Source organism: Flavobacterium cutihirudinis, assembly GCF_003385895.1.
Lineage (GTDB): Bacteria > Bacteroidota > Bacteroidia > Flavobacteriales > Flavobacteriaceae > Flavobacterium > Flavobacterium cutihirudinis.
Genome location: NZ_QRDQ01000009.1, coordinates 478,697 through 499,159 on the forward strand (window position 1 = coordinate 478,697; position 20,463 = coordinate 499,159).

General features: G+C 31.8%; 23 protein-coding genes. 11 read left to right on the forward strand and 12 right to left on the reverse strand.

Features of this window, described 5'->3' with window-relative positions:
- Positions 1-180: 180 nt before the first annotated feature.
- Entirely contained in the window at positions 181-1,272 is a 1,092-nt protein-coding gene (locus BD847_RS12905) for a glycoside hydrolase family 18 protein (protein ID WP_115888681.1), read from the forward strand.
- An 86-nt stretch (positions 1,273-1,358) separates the two neighbouring features.
- A complete protein-coding gene (locus BD847_RS12910; RefSeq protein ID WP_115888682.1) occupies positions 1,359-3,848 on the forward strand; it encodes a mechanosensitive ion channel family protein in 2,490 nt (829 codons plus the stop codon).
- A 69-nt stretch (positions 3,849-3,917) separates the two neighbouring features.
- Here BD847_RS12910 and BD847_RS12915 read toward each other — a convergent pair whose 3' ends face one another.
- The 4 genes from BD847_RS12915 to BD847_RS12930 all read right to left on the reverse strand — a co-directional run bounded on the left by BD847_RS12915 (position 3,918) and on the right by BD847_RS12930 (position 6,383).
- Positions 3,918-4,403 carry a hypothetical protein gene (locus BD847_RS12915; protein ID WP_115888683.1) on the reverse strand — a complete coding sequence of 162 codons (486 nt, stop codon included), beginning with the start codon at positions 4,401-4,403 and terminating at the stop codon, positions 3,918-3,920.
- A gap of 71 nt (positions 4,404-4,474) precedes the next feature.
- On the reverse strand, positions 4,475-5,365 hold the full coding sequence (locus BD847_RS12920; protein WP_115888684.1) for a transporter: 891 nt from the start codon (positions 5,363-5,365) through the stop codon (positions 4,475-4,477).
- Positions 5,366-5,401: 36 nt separating this feature from the next.
- Complete coding sequence (locus BD847_RS12925) at positions 5,402-5,923, reverse strand: DUF4251 domain-containing protein (protein WP_115888685.1); 522 nt, start codon at positions 5,921-5,923, stop codon at positions 5,402-5,404.
- A 34-nt stretch (positions 5,924-5,957) separates the two neighbouring features.
- Positions 5,958-6,383 (reverse strand): META domain-containing protein, encoded by a 426-nt coding sequence (locus tag BD847_RS12930; protein WP_115888686.1) that lies wholly within the window; start codon positions 6,381-6,383, stop codon positions 5,958-5,960.
- Positions 6,384-6,596: 213 nt separating this feature from the next.
- On the opposite strand from BD847_RS12930, the gene BD847_RS12935 reads away from it, so the two are divergent.
- Positions 6,597-7,124, forward strand: coding sequence for a superoxide dismutase family protein (locus BD847_RS12935; RefSeq protein WP_115888687.1), 528 nt, complete (start codon positions 6,597-6,599; stop codon positions 7,122-7,124).
- 109 nt (positions 7,125-7,233) lie between these two features.
- Entirely contained in the window at positions 7,234-8,436 is a 1,203-nt protein-coding gene (locus BD847_RS12940; protein ID WP_115888688.1) for an LETM1-related biofilm-associated protein, read from the forward strand.
- A gap of 39 nt (positions 8,437-8,475) precedes the next feature.
- Here BD847_RS12940 and can read toward each other — a convergent pair whose 3' ends face one another.
- From can to BD847_RS12960, 4 genes are all read right to left on the reverse strand, one after another.
- Complete coding sequence (gene can / locus BD847_RS12945) at positions 8,476-9,111, reverse strand: carbonate dehydratase (RefSeq protein ID WP_115888689.1); 636 nt, start codon at positions 9,109-9,111, stop codon at positions 8,476-8,478.
- Between the two features lie 120 nt (positions 9,112-9,231).
- Entirely contained in the window at positions 9,232-10,881 is a 1,650-nt protein-coding gene (locus BD847_RS12950; protein ID WP_115888690.1) for a SulP family inorganic anion transporter, read from the reverse strand.
- Between the two features lie 80 nt (positions 10,882-10,961).
- Entirely contained in the window at positions 10,962-11,243 is a 282-nt protein-coding gene (locus BD847_RS12955) for a hypothetical protein (protein ID WP_244201601.1), read from the reverse strand.
- 122 nt (positions 11,244-11,365) lie between these two features.
- A complete protein-coding gene (locus BD847_RS12960; protein ID WP_115888692.1) occupies positions 11,366-11,845 on the reverse strand; it encodes a Dps family protein in 480 nt (159 codons plus the stop codon).
- A 107-nt stretch (positions 11,846-11,952) separates the two neighbouring features.
- Here BD847_RS12960 and BD847_RS12965 point away from each other — a divergent pair, with 107 nt between their 5' ends.
- Positions 11,953-12,894, forward strand: a complete 942-nt coding sequence (locus BD847_RS12965) for a LysR substrate-binding domain-containing protein (protein WP_115888693.1) — start codon at positions 11,953-11,955, stop codon at positions 12,892-12,894.
- A gap of 31 nt (positions 12,895-12,925) precedes the next feature.
- On the opposite strand, the gene BD847_RS12970 is transcribed toward BD847_RS12965, so the two are convergent.
- A complete protein-coding gene (locus BD847_RS12970; protein ID WP_115888694.1) occupies positions 12,926-13,123 on the reverse strand; it encodes a hypothetical protein in 198 nt (65 codons plus the stop codon).
- A gap of 166 nt (positions 13,124-13,289) precedes the next feature.
- Entirely contained in the window at positions 13,290-13,955 is a 666-nt protein-coding gene (gene mnmD, locus BD847_RS12975; protein WP_115888695.1) for a tRNA (5-methylaminomethyl-2-thiouridine)(34)-methyltransferase MnmD, read from the reverse strand.
- A 310-nt stretch (positions 13,956-14,265) separates the two neighbouring features.
- On the opposite strand from mnmD, the gene BD847_RS12980 reads away from it, so the two are divergent.
- Complete coding sequence (locus BD847_RS12980; protein ID WP_115888696.1) at positions 14,266-15,336, forward strand: branched-chain amino acid aminotransferase; 1,071 nt, start codon at positions 14,266-14,268, stop codon at positions 15,334-15,336.
- A gap of 238 nt (positions 15,337-15,574) precedes the next feature.
- Here the strand turns inward: BD847_RS12980 and BD847_RS12985 are convergent, their stop codons facing one another.
- On the reverse strand, positions 15,575-15,955 hold the full coding sequence (locus BD847_RS12985) for a pyrophosphohydrolase domain-containing protein (protein ID WP_115888697.1): 381 nt from the start codon (positions 15,953-15,955) through the stop codon (positions 15,575-15,577).
- An 83-nt stretch (positions 15,956-16,038) separates the two neighbouring features.
- Here BD847_RS12985 and BD847_RS20995 point away from each other — a divergent pair, with 83 nt between their 5' ends.
- The 5 genes from BD847_RS20995 to BD847_RS13010 all read left to right on the forward strand — a co-directional run bounded on the left by BD847_RS20995 (position 16,039) and on the right by BD847_RS13010 (position 19,138).
- A complete protein-coding gene (locus BD847_RS20995; RefSeq protein WP_115888698.1) occupies positions 16,039-16,227 on the forward strand; it encodes a hypothetical protein in 189 nt (62 codons plus the stop codon).
- Positions 16,228-16,373: 146 nt separating this feature from the next.
- The gene (locus BD847_RS12995; RefSeq protein ID WP_115888699.1) at positions 16,374-17,597 is read left to right on the forward strand and encodes an SRPBCC family protein; all 1,224 of its coding nucleotides are present in this window, start codon (positions 16,374-16,376) and stop codon (positions 17,595-17,597) included.
- 73 nt (positions 17,598-17,670) lie between these two features.
- Positions 17,671-18,213: an RNA polymerase sigma factor gene (locus BD847_RS13000; protein WP_115888700.1), complete on the forward strand. Its 543-nt coding sequence runs from the start codon at positions 17,671-17,673 to the stop codon at positions 18,211-18,213.
- Positions 18,214-18,246: 33 nt separating this feature from the next.
- On the forward strand, positions 18,247-18,663 hold the full coding sequence (locus tag BD847_RS13005; protein WP_115888701.1) for a hypothetical protein: 417 nt from the start codon (positions 18,247-18,249) through the stop codon (positions 18,661-18,663).
- Between the two features lie 16 nt (positions 18,664-18,679).
- A complete protein-coding gene (locus BD847_RS13010) occupies positions 18,680-19,138 on the forward strand; it encodes a sensor of ECF-type sigma factor (protein WP_115888702.1) in 459 nt (152 codons plus the stop codon).
- Between the two features lie 83 nt (positions 19,139-19,221).
- On the opposite strand, the gene BD847_RS13015 is transcribed toward BD847_RS13010, so the two are convergent.
- A complete protein-coding gene (locus BD847_RS13015; RefSeq protein WP_115888703.1) occupies positions 19,222-20,283 on the reverse strand; it encodes a WD40/YVTN/BNR-like repeat-containing protein in 1,062 nt (353 codons plus the stop codon).
- Positions 20,284-20,463: the final 180 nt, after the last annotated feature.

Below are 20,463 nucleotides of genomic sequence, written 5' to 3' on the forward strand. Positions count from 1 at the left end.
TCCGAAACTGCGCGGGTTTATTTTTTGTTTTTATAAAAATGTCTTCAATCATGAAACGCAATATTTTTGCATGAATTTGCAAAATATTCGTTAAAATTGACTTTCTTCGAGTTGTGAAATAGTTAAATATCCGATGTATTATTTTATATTTAACGTTCTAAAAACTAAAAAAGACCTAAAATGAAACAAATTAACCTGATTGCCTTATTTTTATTGTGCTTCTGCACCACAAATATATTTGCTCAAAAAAATAAAAAATTGGACATCATCGCTTATTACACAGGTGATTCCAAATTAATTGACGAATATGAAGTCAATAAACTAGACCAAATTATCTTTAGTTTTTGTCATTTAAAAAACGGAAAACTAAATGTCGATTCAGCTAAAGATTCCATTACAATTAAACACTTAGTTAGCTTAAAAGCTAAAAATCCACAATTAAAAATCATTTTATCTCTTGGCGGATGGGGAGGTTGCGAACCATGTTCAGCAGCATTTTCAACAAATGAAGGTCGCCTTACTTTTGCAAAATCGGTAAAAGAAGTTAGTGATTATTTCAAAGTTGACGGTTTAGATTTAGATTGGGAATATCCTTCAATTGAAGGACTTCCTGGACATTTATATCAAGCCGCGGATAAACCTAATTTTACTGATTTATTAAAAAAATTACGTTCAACTCTAGGTAAAAAATATGAATTAAGTTTTGCTGCCGGAGGTTTTCAAAAATGTTTGGATGAGTCTATAGACTGGAAAGGCGTTGCACCATATGTAAACCGTATAAATATTATGAGCTACGACTTGGTAAACGGATATTCTAAAGTTACAGGACATCATACACCATTATACAGTACAAATCCGAAAGAAGAGTCTACAGACAGAGCCGTAACTTTCTTATTAAAAGCAGGTGTTCCAGCAGAAAAATTAGTTATTGGTGGTGCTTTTTACACCAGAACATGGAGAAATGTTGAGAATGTAAATAACGGATTATATCAACCTGGTGAACATACTGACGGAACTTCGTTTAGAGACTTTTCAACAACTTTAACAGAAGCAAATGGCTGGAAATATTTTTGGGATGATAAAGCAAAAGCACCATATTGGTACAATGAAAAAGAGAAAAAATTTGCTACCGCAGACGATTTAGCTTCTATAAAAGCGAAAACCGAATACGCAAAAGCTAAAAAACTGGGCGGAATTATGTTTTGGGAACTTCCATTAGATAAATTCCGCGACGGGATGGTAAATACCATCTATGAAGTCAAAAACAAATAATCTCTTTAAAAAACAACCTGAAAAAAATATTTTTCAGGTTGTTTTTTTTTGTAGTATTTTTGATATAGATCTCAAAAACAATTGTTATGGTATTTTATAATTTAATCCAAAATATTATTTTTTATAAAATCTCCAAAACAAAACAAGTTACCATCTTTGTATTTGCTTTTTTTCTTCTTCTACAGCTTTCTAACGTTTCTTATTCTCAAAATCTACCACCAAAAGATTCCTTAACATCCAAAAGCGATAAAATAGAGAATTTATTAAAATTAGATGAAAACAGAAGTAAGGATCTTTTTAAAGAAAATAAAACACATAGAGAACGTGCCTTACTATTTGATGAAATTGCAAAAAACATTCAAAATGCTGACCTTAAACTAAAAACCGGAATTGATTACAAAGGTTTTACCTCAGAACTGGATTATGTCATCAAATTAAAAAAAACGGCAATTGATGGTATAATCAAAAATAAAAATGATTTTCAAACCCTTAGAAACATTACGGTAACCTCTGTTATGCTAAAAGAATTGCAGACAAGAGTGGATCTTCAACTTGAAAAAATTCAAAAAAACAATTTAGAACTAAGCCAGATACAAAGTCAAATCGATTCATTGACCATAAAAAAAGCGCTGTTTATATTACCTAAAGATTCGCTAAGGAAATCATTGTATTATGAACGTTATTCTGAAATGAATTCTCAGGTTAAAAAGCTAAATATCAGATTTAAAAACGCTTTAGACAGTATTAGTAAATTGCAAATACTTGCCACTAAATTTAAATATGATTTACAAAATGACATAATCGAAACAGATAACATTAGAAAAAATGAGTTTGGAAATCTTTTTCATTCTGATGGTCGAATTTTCAAAACCAGTTCTAATAAGATGTCGTTTTATGATTCCTTTTTTTATTCGCTTTTTAAAGAATTTGTAATATTAGCATTCTTTATATCCAACCATTTCAATACGCTTGTCTTAATGCTATTGCTTGCAGTGGCTTTGATTGTCTATCTTTTGTTTCTCAGAAGCAAGTATAAACATGAAGGACTTTACAATCAGATCGAATTCTCAAAGCGAATTTTTAAACACCCTATCGCCTGCGCCATATTGATTTCTTTCACACTTTTTAATTTTTTCTTTGTTTACCCGCCTTTTGCTTTTACAGCTTTAATTTGGCTTATTTCAATTATTGCCCTCAATGTGGTCAATAAAGAATATTTTAACGCAAAGGATAAGTTTATTTGGAGAATCTTTGTTTTGTTAATCCTGTTTACTTTATATGACAACAACATTTTAATTCACTCTGTTCGTGAAGTCTTTCTGATATTAATATTAGCCATTTCATCGGCAGCAGTTAGTATTTACAATTTAAAAAAGAATAAAGAAAATCTAAATCCGCTTTTCAAATACAGCTTATATGCATTAATAGCATTCGAAACTGCAGCTGTGTTTTTTATATTAATTGACCAAAATTACAATTTAGGAAAGTTATTGATGGTCAATGGTATCATTACCGTATTAATGTATTATTTGTTCTCAAATGCATATCGTCTTCTTGTTGATATTATAAATTATTCAAATTTTATACGGGAAAGAAATGAAGAAAATCAACTTGCTTTAAATGAACTTGAGCGAGTCAATTTCAAAAAAACGCATAATGCATTATTTATTATCTGCTGGATTATAACGGTTGGAAAAAATTCCTATTTTTTTCATACGATACTGGATCCTATCATTGATTTCTTTTATGAACGCAGAACCATTGGAGATATCAATTATTCATACGACAGTATTATAGTTTTCTTTTTTATCATTTTGATTTCTATAATTATTGCAAAGATTATTGCCTTTCTGACAAACAATTCGATCGGCAATTCTGATGCAAGCAAAAAAAATAAATTGGGAAGCTGGTTGATTTTAATTCAGATTGCCATTTTCAGTATCGGAATAAGTCTTGCTTTTATATCATCAGGAATTCCAGTTGACCGCTTAACTATTATTATTAGTGCTTTAGGAGTTGGGATTGGATTTGGATTGCAAACTTTGGTAAACAATTTAGTCAGCGGACTTATAATTGCTTTTGAAAAACCGGTTAATATTGATGATACGATTGATATTAATGGACAAACCGTAAAAATGAAGTCAATTGGTATCAGAAGCAGCGTTGTTGCCACTTTTGATGGCGCCGACGTTATTATTCCAAACGGTGATTTATTAAGTCAACATCTTACAAACTGGACATTAACGAATAATAAAAAACGAACCGATATTGCTATTGGTGTAGCGTATGGAACAAATTTAGAACAAGTAAAAACTTTATTAGAAGAAACATTAAAAAGTCACTCACTAGTTTTGCAAGATCCTGCACCTATTATTTGGTTTAAAGAATTTAACAGTAGCTCAATTGATGTTGTTATTAAGTTTTGGGTTAACCACATCAATTTTGCAAATCAAGCCAAAAGCGATCTGATTATTGCTATTGATAAGGTTTTTAGAGAAAACAACATCGAAATTCCTTTTCCGCAGCAAGATGTTCATATTATAAACAAGAACAGCAAAGATGCTAAGGAAGAATAAAATAGCATCAAAAACAAAAAAAGGCAGCTGGTAAAAAACAGCTGCCTTTTTAGTTTTATAAAAAAAAGTTTATTGCACTTTTGTCTTATCTAATTCACCAATAAACGGAATTGCTTCCAAAATTTCGCTTCTTATAATCGTTTGCAAGTAAACCTCAAGCTGAATAAATTTTGCGGCATTTATAGCACCTATGGCTTTCTTAGATTGGCTATATGTTTTCTCATATAGTTTCTCATAAGCAATATGATTTTTCAAAGTAGCTTTAGCCAGTTCATCTGCTTTAGCATCGGTTAAGGTTGCATAATTAGCAGCATAATCATTAATAAGCTGAAATTTGGTCTGTCCTAATGCTTTACGACTTACTTCATAATTATCATATATTTTGGTAAAAGCAGCTGCCTGCGTATCAGACAAATTCATATATTGCTTAACTAAATCACTTTTAGATTTCCCATAAACACTTTGTAAGACCTCTACATCTTCCTTGAAAGACGATTGCGCATTAGTTGTAAACGAGGCAATTGCCATAATAAAAATAATACTTAATTTTTTCATAGTTTTAATTTTAAATTTGTTTATAGATAATTATGCATTCTCAAATATACTGAATTCTAACGTTTTACAATTTAAAAAAAGGAATATTGATATACGGCTGAAAGCGCATAATAATCCAAACCATTATTGGTAAAAGCTCCAACATGATATTGAAACCTAATTGATTGCCCTTTTGCAATAGGTGTTGAAAATGTTCCTCCTACTCTCCAGTTATCAATTTGACTTGCTTCAGGGACACCATCAATTATCGTTTTTCCACCAAAAAACCAAGTTGTATTAAAACCAACCCACATATTATTTTTGAAATAATAACTCGCATGTGCCTGCAAGCTAAAAGTTGGCTTTTGTTCCATTTTTTTTCCTAAAAAATCATTATTGTCCGTATAAAACCAAACTCCACCGTAAGCCTCCGCATATACATGAGCGAATCGTTTTGAAATACCTATTTCAGGTTTTACTCCCCAACGGTTTGTACCAATATTAACTCGTTTGTCTTCATAATATCTTCCTGTCGGAATGGAAGTCACCAAGCTAACCCCTAAAATTGTTTTTTGTTGAAATGATCGAAACTCACTTTTATCAAGAGCCGGAGAACCTAACAAATTTATTCCAAATCGCACTTTTGTATCGGCAAAACCAGTTCTTGAGCCGGTTACTAAGTCACCAGCAACCAAAGCAGATCCGTCCATAAAAGTAAATGGAAGAGAAACCTGAACGCGTGCAAGTTTATTCGCCAAACCAAAAGTCCTGACATAACTCACCGCCAAATTATGACTCTGGAGTTTAAAATCTGAAATAGGAAGTGTTGGCTCTGTTACAACATTTCCGTCCATAAATACATATCCTAACGCGGCTACATTTAATTTTTTGGGAACATTGGCATAAGCTCTTGGCTCTAAATCCTGGCTATAACATATAATATTAAATAGAAATAGCGTTGCACAGAAGTATTTTTTTGGCATAAACTAAAGAATTGGCAAACAATTAAATTGTAACTCTTATTTTTTAACTTCATCCGTTTTTGGTGCTTCGATTTCACCATCATAGGAAATCGGTCCTCTGTTATTACTGGAAACAGAAAGCGAAGCGCCACCATTGAAAAAAACAGTAAGCAAAAGATCATAAACATCATCTTTGCCTTTTACTGTAGCTTTTATGAGATAGTTTTTTTTCTTTTTTTCAATATTTATATTATCCGAAGTTCCTTCAAACTTAATTCCGCCATCGCCCCCATACGCAACATTGTAAGCACGTCCAAAAAAAGGAAGATCACAGGTTATTTTTTCTTCATTGAATTTCAAAAAATAAGTATTATAATCTAAATGCAGCAGTCGCCCACCTTGAGGCGTAGCTTTTTGCGCTTCAAAAACAAAATTCTTAGCATCAATTAATGCTTCAATTTCTTTCTGTTTTTGCAGCTCTCTCTCTGCCTTGAGCTCTTTTTTGGATTTTTCCTGCGCTACTGCAGAAAAATTAAAAAAGCAGATTAACACTAGTAAAATGGATAATTTAGCTGACATAAAATATAAATTTAGTAGAATTAAACAACTGAATTTATTTTTTCGTAAATCGCATCATTGCAATATCTCCTGAAATAAAATTTAAAGTTTTTCCGTCATCTGTAACATCATAGGAGGTAATTTTTTGAAGTGTATTCATAAAAACCTGCTCACCCTTTCCGTCCATGCACATCATCTTGGTAACCGCCATTGGCTGAGTAAAATCAATTTTATTACCCGTAACACTCAGTTTTCCGTTAAAAGAGTTGCAACCATTGTTACCGGAAACATGATTCTCTTTTACATTAAAATTAATTGCCGGTTTCTTATTTGGATACAAATCATCAAAAGTTTTTTGTGAATCCATAATATAATTTAGTTCCCAATTTCCATCTATTTTAGAAACTGAATCCGCCTTTTGGCATTTACAGGAAATTAATAAGGCAGTAATAAAAACAAGCGTAAACAAATTCTTCATCATAATATTAAGTGTTAAAAATTAATGAATTAGAAAACGAGACTTGGGAAATTTTTCGTTAAAAACCTATACGAATTTACACAATATTTTTGGGTTCTCACTTCAAACCTTCATTAATTTACTACTAATAGTTTTAGATTTATTTAACTTTTAACAGTAATTATATCGACTTTTTTATGTTAAATTTACTTAATCATTAATTTAAAAGCCCAACATATGAAAAAAGTAATTGTTTCGTTCGCTATAATTACAGCCTTAATTATTGGCTGTAAGACCAATACAAAATCAAATGATGCTAAGACTCTGACCGTTAATTTGGAACCAAAAAGTAACAGTACCGTAAGCGGAACTGCAACTTTTACAGAGAAAAACGGAAAAGTAACTTTTGTAGCAAAAGTGGCAGGTTTACAACCTGGAGTTCATGCAATTCACATTCACGAAAAATCAGATTGTTCATCAGCTGATGGAAGTTCTGCCGGAGGACACTGGAATCCTACCTTTAAAAAACACGGTAAATGGGGAACCGGAGAATATCATAAAGGTGATATTGGCAATTTTACCGCTGATGCCAAAGGAAACGGAACAATCACATTGACTACTGATGAATGGTGTGTAGGATGCGGAGATGAAACCAAAGATGTTTTAGGAAAAGGTTTAATCGTGCATCAGGGAACTGATGACTTTACAACCCAACCTACCGGAAATGCCGGAGGTCGAGTTGCTTGCGCCGGAATCATCAAATAATCTAGAATATAATAACCACTATTTTTCACAAAATTTAGTGGTTATTTCATTTAAAATGAATTCTAACACAAGAAAAAAAAGTAGCTTTGTAGCCTCAAACTAAAAGTTAATGATTAACCCATCGGCACCAGGCTGGATAGATAAGTTTTTTAGCGAACAAAAGTTCTCAGAAGCGATTCCTTTTGAAACCGCAGATTCATTCTACTTTAAAGTTAGAGATACCGGATTTATTTACGGACATATCATTGCGATTGATTCCCAAATCCCAATTCCTATAAAGGGCTGGTTTAAAACCGAAATTTCTAAAGTCGCTTTATTAAATACACTTTATCATATTTTTTGTCTGGAAAAAAGGAATTCAGAACCCAACAATTTTATTGCAGAGGTTTTTAAATTTTATAAAGAAATGAATCCGGAAGGTTTCAACTTGTTTAAAATTCTTCTTCCAAAGGATACGCCATCTTTATCTTTAGAAAAAATAATCGATCAAAGAGTACAAACCAACGATAGTATCATCAGTAAAAACTTTTCGCATCTGGTTACCAATGCTTTATTGTTTATTGATGTTCTGGCTTTTAGACAATATTTAGAACATGGTTCAATTCCTGATAAGTACTTAAAGCGCATCGAAGAAACAGTTCTTGGTATTGTTGGTCTGGCTTTAAAAACCAAAACAATAAAATCACAGCACGACGATTTATTGATTAAGCTCTTTGAAGCATCTATTCGTTATTCGAAATTCTCGAAAGTTACGGTTGAAACTTTAGAAACCTTACAACTGGATTATTTCAGCAACAAATTAGAGCATTATTACTTAATCGATATGGCCGGAATGGCTTTATGGAGTGATGGCGTTGTTGAAAACGAAGAAGCTTATTTCCTGTATTCGCTGGGATCAATGATGCATGTACCTGATGAATTTGTAGCTAAAAGTATCGCAACAACGAATACTTTTATAACAACACATAAAGAGAAAATTCCGTATTTCAATTATTCAAATCCGGTAAAACACTTTTACGATCAAATGACGCACATGGTCGTAAAATTAATTATAAGAAATAAAAACAGACTAGTTAAGGAAATTGTTCAAAGTAAAGAACTTATGGTTCTTCTTGCCTACTCTACAACCAGAGATTTGGATGCAAAAGAAAAGAAAAAGGTAAAGAAACAACTTTTGGATATCTGTAAAACCATTCCTTCCCTTACTATATTTTTACTTCCGGGAGGAAGTTTATTATTGCCGATTCTAATAAAGTTTATTCCAACAATGTTACCATCTGCATTTAATGAAAACCTTGACGAAAACGAATAAAAAAAAATCGCCCCTTAAGGCGATTTTTTTCTTTATTTACTAAAGATCAAGCTGATATACACTGTCCAATTCATCGTTTGAACTAATTGTTACATTCAAATCAGTTACAAATCCTGAATTCAATCCGTAAACCCAACCATGAAGCATTAAGTCCTGTCCGTTTTTCCAAGCTCCCTGAACGATTGAAGTTTTAGCTAAATTATAAACTTGTTCTTTAGCATTGATTTCAACAAAAGCATTAAAACGCTCTGTTTCATCTTCAATTGAGTTTAAATATTTATCATGTAAACGATATTCGTCTTTAATGTGACGAATCCAGTTATCGATAATTCCAACTGATTGATTTCCCATTGCGGCTTTTACACCACCACAACCGTAGTGTCCACAAACAATAATATGCTTTATTTTCAAAACATTTACCGCATAATCAAGAACACTCAACATATTCATATCAGAGTGAACAACCATATTTGCAATGTTTCTGTGTACAAAAACTTCTCCTGGTTTTGCACCAACAATTTCGTTGGCCGGAACACGGCTGTCAGAGCATCCAATCCATAACAATGGTGGTTGTTGCCCTTTTGCCAGATCAGAAAAATAATTTGGATCTTTAGCTAACGAAGTTTCAACCCACTTTTTATTGTTTTCTAATAACTGCTCATAAAATTTTCTCATTTTCTATATTTTTTGAATGGTATTTCTATTGCTTAACTGCATTAAAAAGAACTCTTGTAAAGTTACCTAATTTTTGACATTTACTATGTAATAGAAATATTTTAATTTTTTTTATTTGTTTTAAAATTCCTCCTTCACCGTTTCTTTTTTCACCAAAGCTCTTTTAGCAACATCATAATAATGTTCGATTGTAACATGATTATTGTTTTCCGGAGTATTTTCCAGTTCGTATGCTTCTTTAAAACCTTTCAGTTTTACTTTGATATTTTCATCAATTGCACGGGTTTCTTTAAACTCACGAATTAAATCCAAAACATCATGAGCAATATATTCCGTATCATGAGCATTAATAACTACTCTTGAATTTTCAGGAATATCATTCAATGTTTGTTTTATAGCCGCTTTATTTAAAAATGAAACTTCCTGAGCTAAATCGATATGAATGATATCTCCATCCTCATATTCTTCTTTCTTGAAGTTGTAAGCTCTTTTTAAATTTCCTCTTAAAACAAAAATTATACTGATAACAATTCCTAAAGCAACTCCTTTAAGCAAATCTGTCGCAACTACAAAGACCAAAGTTGCAATGAAAGGGATAAACTGGTATTTTCCCTTTTCCCAGAAATGCATAAAGGTTGCTGGTTTTGCTAATTTATATCCTACCAAAATTAAAACTGTAGCCAAAGTTGCCAATGGAATCTTATTTAAAATTGCAGGAATAGACAAAACACTTATTAATAAAAGTACACCATGAATAATGGAAGACATTTTAGATTTTGCACCTGCATTATTATTTGCAGACGATCTTACAACCACAGATGTCATTGGCAATCCGCCTAAAAGTGAACTTATGATATTACCAACACCTTGTGCTCTAAGCTCTACATTGGTATCTGTGTAACGTTTTTGAACATCCATTCTATCTGAAGCTTCGATACACAAAAGTGTTTCGATGGATGCCACAATAGCAATTGTAACCGCAACAACCCAAACTTGAGGATTTGTTACTGCAGCAAAATTTGGTGTAACAATAATCGATTTAAATTCGTCGAATGATTTTGGAACAGGTAATGAAACCAAATGTTCTTTTGCAATAGCCAATGAACTTCCTGTAGAAACAAAAAACTCATTTAGTAAAACTCCCAATATTACAGCCACGAGTGCTCCAGGAACAAGTTTTAATCTTTTTAAGAAAGGAACTTTATCCCAAGCTAGTAATACAACTAACGAAACCACCGAAACGACAACTGCTCCAAGTTGAATATGATTTAAAACATCAAACAAGAATGAAAAAGAATTGCTTCCGTCGTTTTGAACAAAAGCCTGATCTCCTTCAAAATCAGCATCATATCCAAATGCATGTGGGATTTGTTTTAAGATGATAATGATTCCGATACCGGCAAGCATTCCTTCAATAACATTGGTTGGAAAATAATTTGATATACTTCCGGCTTTCAAAAATCCTAATGCTAATTGAATTAATCCAGCGATAAACACAGACAGCAAAAACACATCAAAAGCACCAAAATCAGTAATAGCGGTTAAAATAATTGCTGTTAATCCAGCGGCTGGACCAGATACGCTAATATGAGACTGGCTCAAATAACCTACCACTATACCACCAATAACACCGGCAATAATTCCAGAAAATAAAGGCGCTCCAGAAGCCATTGCAATACCAAGACACAACGGAAGAGCTACCAAGAAAACCACTAAACCTGAGGCAAAGTCAGATTTAAGGTTGGCAAAAAGATTGATTTTTTTTGTCATAACACAATACTAAAAAAATTATTCATTAAAGATTAACCCCATTTATTCAAATGCGGTAGAGTTCAAAATAATCGGAAGTATTATGCTACGTTGGGAGGTGGAGCAAATATGCTCGGAGAAATATTGTCAAGTTTTACAATATTTTCAGAAATAATAGTTTTCTTCTCTATATAAACAGGAATGATAACTTCATGCTCAAGAATTGAAGGATGCATTACATTTTTAAGTTCTTTATGCACTTCTTCTTCAGCAATACTAAAAGATACAGTCGCACTATTCCCTTTCTTTAACACCTGAACAATTGTTGGGGTCGATAAGAAGGCAATGAATATGAATAATAATATGCGAGCTATAAATTTCATTGAGGCAAAAATAGCGTTAAACAAGTAAAATCAAAGAAATTTTTATAGAAATTTAACATTAATAAAAAAGCAGAACGCAATTTTAATGCTGTTCTGCTTTTAATTTGTTAAAAAACAATATATTATAAAGTTTCTTCAAGCCAAGCATTCATCATCCAAATTGTTTTTTCCTGCTCCGCAATGAAGTCACTCATCATAGAATTTGTCCCTTCATCGTTAATTTCGTCTGATTTATTTAAGATTTCTCGCTCAATTTTCAACAAATCAGATAGTGAATGAACGATCAATTGAACCGCTTTTTCGTCATTTGAAATGTTCTTTCCAACTGTCAATTTATTGTTTTTAATATAATCATCGAAAGTATGCAAAGGAGTTCCTCCAATTGTCAAAACTCTTTCAGCTATCATATCGATCTTTAATTGCGCATCTGTATATAATTCTTCAAATTTTACATGTAAATCAAAAAAACGTTTTCCGCGAATATTCCAATGAATTCCTCTCAAATTTTGATAGTAAACCTGGAAGTTTGATAAAAGCACGTTTAATTCTTTTACTAATAATTCTGATTCTTTTATTGGTAATCCTAAAATATTTGTTTTCATAATCTAATTTTTTACACTAATTTACTACAAATTTAAAGTAAGTTTCATAATATTTACATAAATAAAAATTATATTTTCTTATTTTTGCATCAAAAATTACTATCAATATGACTATAACTCAATTACAATATGTATTAGCCGTTGCCGAGCATAAGAATTTTACACTTGCTGCCGAAAAATGTTTTGTAACCCAACCAACATTAAGTATGCAGATTCAAAAGATTGAAGAAGAACTTAATATTTTAATTTTTGACAGAAGTAAAAAGCCAATTCAATTGACAGATATTGGTCAGAAAATAGTAAATCAGGCTAAAAACATTGTAAATGAAGCCGATCGAATTAAGGATATCGTAGAACAGCAGAAAGGTTTTATTGGAGGTGAATTTAGATTAGGAATTATTCCGACTATTATGCCTACGCTTTTACCTATGTTTTTAAATAATTTCATTAAAAAATACCCAAAAGTGAAGCTTTTAATTGAAGAGCTTAACACCGATGAAATAATCGTAAAATTAAAAAATGGCCATCTTGATGCTGCAATTGCTGCCACACCGCTTGAAGATGAAAAAATAAAAGAAATCGTTCTTTATTTTGAGCCTTTTGTAGCATATATCCCGGAACATCATGCAAGTTTTCAAAAAGAAGAAATTGAAGTTGCCGACTTAAACTTAAATGAAATTCTACTTTTACAGGACGGACATTGTTTTAGAGATGGAATTTTGAATCTATGTAAAAACGTTTCTGACAATGAACAAAACAACTTTCAAATAGAAAGTGGAAGTTTTGAAACATTAATAAAATTAGCCGACGAAGGTCTTGGTACAACACTACTTCCGTATTTGCACACCTTAGACTTAAAAGATTCCGACAAACAAAAGCTGCGTAATTTTAAGGAACCAAAACCCGCTCGTGAAGTAAGTTTAATTTACCCTAAAAGCGAATTGAAAATGCAAATCATTGATGCGCTAAGGTCTACAATTGCTGGCGTTGTAAAAGGAGCAATTGTTTTTCAAAACGTTCAAATCATAAGTCCACTACAAAAGAAATAAAATAAAAAAGGAGCCAATTGGCTCCTTTTTATTATACTTTAATTAGTAGTAAACTCGGTTTTAATTCTGGTTTTTCAATTATAAAATTTAATAACCATTCTTGCAATTGCTCCATTTCGTAAGGCAACAGTGTTTTGATAGCTTTTTCTAACTCTTTGCAGAAAAGTACCGGATCGAAACTTACTCTCTCAAGTATTGATTTCGTGTAATCAAACATCATTTTTGACATAATAAAATAAGATTTTTGGGGGTTATCTGATTTTTTAAACTCGCACCAAATTTAAACAAATATGACATATAAAGATGAATTTTAACTTATTTTTTTCAAAACTTTATCAACGAATACGTTTTCTTACTACGTATAAATCAATGTAGAACTATTCTAAATAGTTAATTTAAACCTTTTTAGTCGCTCGAAACATCTCTCGTTTTCCTGGAGGCCCTGCTAATTTTTCAACTGTAAATCCGACAGAAATCATACTTCTTTTAACAACTCCGCGAGCAGCATAAGTTACTAAAACGCCATTTGGTTTTAAACTATTGTACATTTTCTGGAATATTTCTGTACTCCATAATTCTGGCTGCACACGATACCCAAAGGCATCAAAGTAAATCAAATCAAATTTCTCAATATCGTCAATTTCATCAAAAAATTGTTTCCTTTTGGTTAACGAGAACTGGTCGCAAATTTCTACCTTATTATCCCATTCACATTTATGCATTTTTTCAAAAATGTTATAAAATTCAGATGCTTCCAGCTCATCGACATAATTCATTGCCAAAACTTCCTCTGCACTTACCGGATAAGCTTCCACTCCAACATAATCTATTGACTGCTGATTTTGTTGTGATTCTAAAAAAGTTATAAAAGCATTTAATCCCGTTCCAAAACCAATTTCAAGAAGAGAAACCGGTTTGTTATTAAATAAAGACAAACCATTTTTTATAAATACGTGTTTTGCTTCCTGAATTGCACCGTGTTTTGAATGATAACTTTCGTTCCATTCTTCTAAATGAATTGTGGTTGAACCATCTAGCGTTTTAATTATTTCTCTTTTCACAATTTTCGAATTTTACAATGGAATTTCATTGATTTTGAGTCAAATTTATTAGTCAAATTTAATCAAAACAAATGCGTAAAGCCTTAAAAAACGACAGTTTTTTCATAAAATCTTTATAAAACTTAGCCAAAATTTTAGGTTTATTATAAGATAAACAAATCTCAGTTAAACACAGGAATTAATGCAGTTTTACCAAGTAATTTATATATTTTTCCGTAATTTTGCATTCAACAAAACTTATTCTTCATCAGATCATTACGTTAGATTTTCATTTGATAGAATACAAATTAGATAAAAAATTTACATAATTATGAGTACAACTCAAACAAGCAAAATTGAAATCAGAAAAGCTGAATCGTCTAAGATAAGCTCTGTAGACTTTGAAAACTTAAGCTTTGGTGCTGTATTTACAGACCATTTATTCGAATGTGATTATAAAAACGGACAATGGCAGACTCCGGTCATTAAGCCTTATGCTCCTATTTTAATGGATCCATCTTCTAAAGTCTTTCACTACGGACAAGCTATTTTTGAAGGAATGAAAGCTTACAAAGATGAAAGTAATGATGTTTGGTTGTTTAGACCTGATGAAAACTACAAACGTTTCAACAATTCTGCTGTACGTATGGCAATGCCTGAGGTTCCGGAAGACATTTTCATGGATGGTTTAAATGAATTATTAAAAATCGATCAGGAATGGATTCAGAGAGGAAACGGAGCAAGTATGTATATCCGTCCTTTTATGATTGCTACAGGTCCTGGGGTTATCGCAAATCCATCTGACGAATATAAATTCATGATTTTACTTTCTCCTGCAAAATCTTATTATGGTGGCGAAGTAAAAGTAATTATCGCTGAGCATTATAGTAGAGCTGCAAATGGTGGAATTGGTGCTGCAAAAGCAGCAGGAAACTACGCTGCACAGTTTTACCCAACAAACTTGGCTAACAAAGATGGTTTCCAACAAGTTATCTGGACAGATGATGCAACGCACACAAAACTGGAAGAAGCGGGAACAATGAACGTTTTCTTTAGAATCAACGATACTTTATTAACTGCTCCAACAAGCGAAAGAATTTTAGATGGTATTACCAGAAAAAGTTTGATTACAATGGCAGAAAAAGAAGGATTGAATGTTGAAGTTCGTCCGGTTATTGTTTCTGAATTAGTTGAAGCTGCTAAAAACGGATCTTTAAAAGAAATTTTTGGAGCTGGAACTGCTGCTGTAATTAGCGTAATTAAAGGTTTCTCATATAAAGGTGAATATTACGAAATGACACCAATCGAGAATTCATATGCTTCATTCTTAAAAGAAAAACTAACAAGTCTTCAAAACAAACTTTCTGAAGACACTTATGGATGGACTGTAAAAGTTCAATAATTCCAAAATTAATATAAAAACAAACCCGACAGATTTTTAAAATCTGTCGGGTTTTCTATTTATACATTTTTTCTTTTAAACACATAGAAACATAGATTTAATGTAATTTTTAAAGAATACAAAAAGAAACATGTTTCTAACACATAGCTATGTGCATTGATGAAAGTGAAACGCCTTTTTTTTAACTTAATCAAACTATGTTTCTATGTGTTTAAATATCTAAGCACAGAACTTTGTTTTATAGTAACTTCGAAAAATCAGGTTTAAAATAATTTGGTCCTTTCATCACTTTTCCATCTTCACGATAAATCGGCTGACCATCTTCACCCAATTTACTCATGTTGCTACGTTGAATCTCATCAAAAACAGCTTCTATTTTATCCTGCAAACCGTGCTCAATTATAGTTCCGCATAAAATATACATCATATCACCCAGCGCATCAGCAATTTCAACTAAATCATTATTTTGAACAGCTTCCAGATATTCTTCATTTTCTTCTTTCATCAAATTATAACGAAGCATATTTTTTGTTGCCCCTAAATCAGCTATTGGACTTTGACTATGACCAATTTTAAAAGCAGTATGAAATTCGGTTACTGCATCAAGTTGTTTTTTCATGATTTTAATTGATTAAATGAAGTGGCAAATTAGCAACTATTCGTATACAATTCTCTAAATTTGTCAAAAATAATTTATTACGTATGTTTAGTCAGGGACAATTAATATTTGCAGTCTGTTTTTTTATCGCCTTTGTAATCGTTATGATATTTGCTTATCGAAAAGATCTTGCATTACATAAGATATTCTACAAAGGAAATTATAAAGTCTTAATCGTTTTTTTTCTTTTCATTGCCATTCTGTTCCTGATAAAGTTCTTTTTCAAGAGATAAAATTTTCTCAAAAAGCACAATTAAAACATTTCGAAACCGTTTTATTTTATCAGAATACAATTAAATACGCTACCTTTATTTTTTTAGGCGATTTAAGCTTCTGGCTATAATTTTTATAACTTTACGACCAAAACAACCTATACTCCATGAAGATTCTAAAATATTTATTTCTTTTAGCATTATTAAGCTTAGTTGCTCTTACTGTTTTTGTTGCTACCCAAAAGGGGATTTTTTCTGTAGAAAGAAGTAAAGTAATCAATTCGCCAAAAGCAACTGTCTATAATTATGTTAATGATTTTAGAAACTACGAAGATTTTGAATCTTGGGCACTTGAAGATCAATCAATTAAAATGACATTTCCAAATAAAACCAGTGGAAACGGAGCATCATTTTACTGGATCGGTGATAATGGTACAGGAAATGCAATTACTCTAAAAACAAAAGACGGTGAAAGTATTGTACAAAAAATGAAATACGACGGAACCGAAGCTGATGTTGCATGGACTTTTAAAGATACTTTAGCAGGAAAAACAAAAGTGACATGGAAAGCAAAAGGAACAATGAGTTTCTTGTTTAAGATCTATACTGCATTGAATGGAGGTTCTGATAAAGTTATTGGAACAATTTACGAAAAAAGCTTAGCAAACATTGATAAAAATCTGGATTACGAAACCAAAACTTATGCTATAAAAGTAAATGGGATTGCAAAAAAAACCGAAACAGCATATATAAAACAAACTTTTACAAGCGAAATTCAGAAAATTAGCAAAAATGCCAGAATCGTTATCCCTAAATTGATTCACTTTAGTGAAACAAATGGTTTGGCAATAACCGGAAAACCTTTTATCATATATCACACTTACGACACTACAAAAGGACTTGCAAAAATTTCTATCTGCTTACCTATTAATAAAGAAATTTCGACTAGCTCTGGAAGTGATATTTTAGCTGGAAAATTAAATGGTTTTGACGCGGTAAAAACTACTTTAAATGGTGATTACTCGCATACTAACGAAGCTATCACAAAAACCAAGGCTTACATTAATAATGAGAAAATTGTACCGGATTTAAGCTGGTCGCATCTTGAGGTTTTAGAACTTAGCAAACTAGATGTAAAAGGCTCATCAAAACTGGTTACTGATATTTATTTACCAATTATTCCAAAAATTGTACCTCAAACTGCCTCCACTCCTTCCTATGAAACAGGAATGGGAACAGGAACAGCAACAGGAACTGATACTGAAACTACGTCAGAACCAAAACCTGCAGTATCCAAACCGGTAACGCCGAAACCAGCTACCCCAAAACCGGCAGCACCAAAAACAACGACTCCTACAACTACAACACCTGAGGAAGAGTCTGAATTTTAATTTTATAAGAGTAAATTAAACCTTTTGTATAAAATTCATTCTAACTCTTTTACAGTTTGATAAATTAAGAAGTTTGATAGACGAAAAGGAATTTATACAACAATTACTAGATCCTAAAACGCAAAACACAGCGTTTCAAAAACTTATATCCGATTATCAAAAACCGTTGTATTCTCATATTCGAAACATTGTTTTGAATCATGATGACACTGACGATGTATTGCAAAACACTTTTGTAAAGGTTTTTCAGTATTTAAAAAACTTTAAAGGAGAAAGCAAACTGTTCTCCTGGATGTATCGTATTGCTACTAATGAAGCTTTGACATTTTTAAGTCAAAAAGCAAAATTAAAAGGAATAACCGCTGAAGATTTACAAAAAAAAGCAATTGACAATTTAAAATCTGATGTTTATTTTGATGGTGATGAAATCCAAATCAAACTTCAAAAAGCAATTATTACCCTTCCGGAAAAGCAACAGCTCGTTTTTAAAATGAAATATTTTGAAGACTTAAAATACGAAGAAATCGCAGAGATACTGGGCACATCAGTAGGCGCATTAAAAGCTTCATATCATCATGCTGTAAAAAAAATTGAATTATATGTTACATCAAATTAAACCTTTTGTGACAAAACTTATCTTATAAGTATTATGAAAGCATTTAAATTAGAAAACGAACCGAAAATCAAATCTGGATTTACAACTCCGGATCATTATTTTGATGATCTTTCGACAAAAATTTTCGAACTCGCAAACAAGGAAAAAGAAGTAAAAGTGATTCCTCTTTACAGACGTAAGAGTGTCCTTTCGTTACTTGCTGCTGCTGTAGTTGTTATTGCACTTATGATTCCGATTGTAAACAACTATAATGCTACATCAAAAGAACTTGACGAAGCCACTTTAGAAACCTATTTATCCTATCAGTCAAATTTAAATCAATATGATCTAATTCAAAATCTGGATAGTATCGACATTCAAAAACTTAATAAAAATGTAGCCATTGAAGACGAAACTCTTGAAGATATTCTAGCTACAAGCCCAAACATAGAACATTTAATTTCCGAATAAAACAAAAACATAAAAGATGAAAATCAAAAATATACTACCGATTCTGCTATTTCTAGTAAGTTTTTCATTCTTTGCCCAAAGCAGCAAAATTGATGAAAAGCGTGAAAAAATTAAAGCTTATAAAGTTTCATTTTTGACAACAGAGCTGGAATTGACACCAACTGAAGCTGAGAAATTCTGGCCAATTTATAATGCTTTCGATGACAAACAATTTGAATTGAGGCATCAAAAAATGAAAACCTACCTGAGCCAGCTCGATGATGACAAAATGAATTCGATTTCAGAAAAAGAAGCTGCTGTATTACTGGCTCAAATGGAAAGCACAGACAAAGAATTATATCTTTTACGAGAAAAATATAATTCTAATTTGAAAAAGATACTTTCAGCAAAAAAAATCTTGAAGCTAAAAAAATCGGAAGATGATTTTAATCGAAAATTGCTAAAACAATACCGAGACAAAGCCGGAAAAGATTAAGTAACAAAACAACAGCGATAAGGACCCTATATAATAATACTTACTTTATTATTTAGGGTCTTTATTATTTTATGTTCTTTTTATTATATAAAAGTGATTCGTATAAGTTTATTATAACCAGCCGCAATTGCCGTATTTTTATTTATAAAACGAATTGTAAAAAGTTTAGAATCATCTGATAATTGTTTCCATGTTGAACCTCCATCCTGAGAATACTGAATCCCTGATGATCCCACACAAACAAGCTCTTTAGCATTACTACCAGGCACATACTGGATACAGGAAGCATAACCAAATCCTTGATTTTTTCCTATAACATGCCAGGTTTTCCCACCATCTTTAGTAACAATTTTGTTGTTAGAATTATCTTCAGGAAGCTCATAATCACCTCCGGCAGCAAATCCGTTTTTAGCATCATAGAAATCTGCTGTAAAAATTCCAGTCATTTCTTTCCCCTGAACAATTGGAGTTTCAACAACTTTCCAGGTTTTAGCTTTATCCGGAGAATAAAATACACGTGATTTTTTCCCGCCTGAAACCAACCATGTATCATTTCCCTTAATTACAATATTCGTATTACTCGCTGCAAAAGCGGCTTCACCAGCTGTATTTGTAGGCAACTGATCTGATAGTAATTTTGTCCATGTCTCTCCTCCATCTCGGGTAACAATAATAGAGAAAGTATCTTCTGTAGGGTCTCCAATTGCTATTCCTTCTTTATCATTCCAGAATTGCATACTATCATAAAACACTTTAGAATTTACCTCTTTGTATACTAATTTTACTTTTCTTGTTTTTTTATCAACCTGATACAATAAAGCAGGATTTCCAACACTCAATAAGAAAATACTTTTTGCATTTTGTGCTATACTTCTAAATTCTAAATTAAGCGTATCACGGTAAATATGATCTTCAAATTTCTCTCTTTTATCCAAATCAAAGTAGCCAAAACGAGAGTTGTCACCACCATACCAAACTTTATTATTATCAATAGATATGGCACGAATACTAATTTTATCCTGGAATAAAACTTCTGTCTGCATTGAAACAAACCCACCATTCACAGGCTGTTTACTAACTTTATTAAGTGTATTGAAAGAAACGAATAAGACAAAAGCGCCACAAAACAATATTACTTTTTTCATCAATTTAGGATTTAGGTGTTGCTAAAATACAATTATTTATAACATATAAAATAGGTTTTGTTTTTTTCTGATATAATAATTTTTCACATGCTTTTTTGTCGAATCAAAAATTAAATAAACTCAACAAAACGCTAACGCATTACCTAACAACACAATACAACTACAAGAGTTCGGTTTTAT

Bases quoted from the DNA above. Each gene is read 5' to 3' on its own strand.
- BD847_RS12905 (WP_115888681.1), top strand. From the start codon at position 181: ATGAAACAAATTAACCTGATTGCCTTATTTTTATTGTGCTTCTGCACC.
- BD847_RS12910 (WP_115888682.1), top strand. From the start codon at position 1,359: ATGGTATTTTATAATTTAATCCAAAATATTATTTTTTATAAAATCTCC.
- BD847_RS12915 (WP_115888683.1), bottom strand. From the start codon at position 4,403: ATGAAAAAATTAAGTATTATTTTTATTATGGCAATTGCCTCGTTTACA.
- BD847_RS12920 (WP_115888684.1), bottom strand. From the start codon at position 5,365: ATGCCAAAAAAATACTTCTGTGCAACGCTATTTCTATTTAATATTATA.
- BD847_RS12925 (WP_115888685.1), bottom strand. From the start codon at position 5,923: ATGTCAGCTAAATTATCCATTTTACTAGTGTTAATCTGCTTTTTTAAT.
- BD847_RS12930 (WP_115888686.1), bottom strand. From the start codon at position 6,383: ATGATGAAGAATTTGTTTACGCTTGTTTTTATTACTGCCTTATTAATT.
- BD847_RS12935 (WP_115888687.1), top strand. From the start codon at position 6,597: ATGAAAAAAGTAATTGTTTCGTTCGCTATAATTACAGCCTTAATTATT.
- BD847_RS12940 (WP_115888688.1), top strand. From the start codon at position 7,234: ATGATTAACCCATCGGCACCAGGCTGGATAGATAAGTTTTTTAGCGAA.
- can (WP_115888689.1), bottom strand. From the start codon at position 9,111: ATGAGAAAATTTTATGAGCAGTTATTAGAAAACAATAAAAAGTGGGTT.
- BD847_RS12950 (WP_115888690.1), bottom strand. From the start codon at position 10,881: ATGACAAAAAAAATCAATCTTTTTGCCAACCTTAAATCTGACTTTGCC.
- BD847_RS12955 (WP_244201601.1), bottom strand. From the start codon at position 11,243: ATGAAATTTATAGCTCGCATATTATTATTCATATTCATTGCCTTCTTA.
- BD847_RS12960 (WP_115888692.1), bottom strand. From the start codon at position 11,845: ATGAAAACAAATATTTTAGGATTACCAATAAAAGAATCAGAATTATTA.
- BD847_RS12965 (WP_115888693.1), top strand. From the start codon at position 11,953: ATGACTATAACTCAATTACAATATGTATTAGCCGTTGCCGAGCATAAG.
- BD847_RS12970 (WP_115888694.1), bottom strand. From the start codon at position 13,123: ATGTCAAAAATGATGTTTGATTACACGAAATCAATACTTGAGAGAGTA.
- BD847_RS12980 (WP_115888696.1), top strand. From the start codon at position 14,266: ATGAGTACAACTCAAACAAGCAAAATTGAAATCAGAAAAGCTGAATCG.
- BD847_RS12985 (WP_115888697.1), bottom strand. From the start codon at position 15,955: ATGAAAAAACAACTTGATGCAGTAACCGAATTTCATACTGCTTTTAAA.
- BD847_RS20995 (WP_115888698.1), top strand. From the start codon at position 16,039: ATGTTTAGTCAGGGACAATTAATATTTGCAGTCTGTTTTTTTATCGCC.
- BD847_RS12995 (WP_115888699.1), top strand. From the start codon at position 16,374: ATGAAGATTCTAAAATATTTATTTCTTTTAGCATTATTAAGCTTAGTT.
- BD847_RS13005 (WP_115888701.1), top strand. From the start codon at position 18,247: ATGAAAGCATTTAAATTAGAAAACGAACCGAAAATCAAATCTGGATTT.
- BD847_RS13010 (WP_115888702.1), top strand. From the start codon at position 18,680: ATGAAAATCAAAAATATACTACCGATTCTGCTATTTCTAGTAAGTTTT.
- BD847_RS13015 (WP_115888703.1), bottom strand. From the start codon at position 20,283: ATGAAAAAAGTAATATTGTTTTGTGGCGCTTTTGTCTTATTCGTTTCT.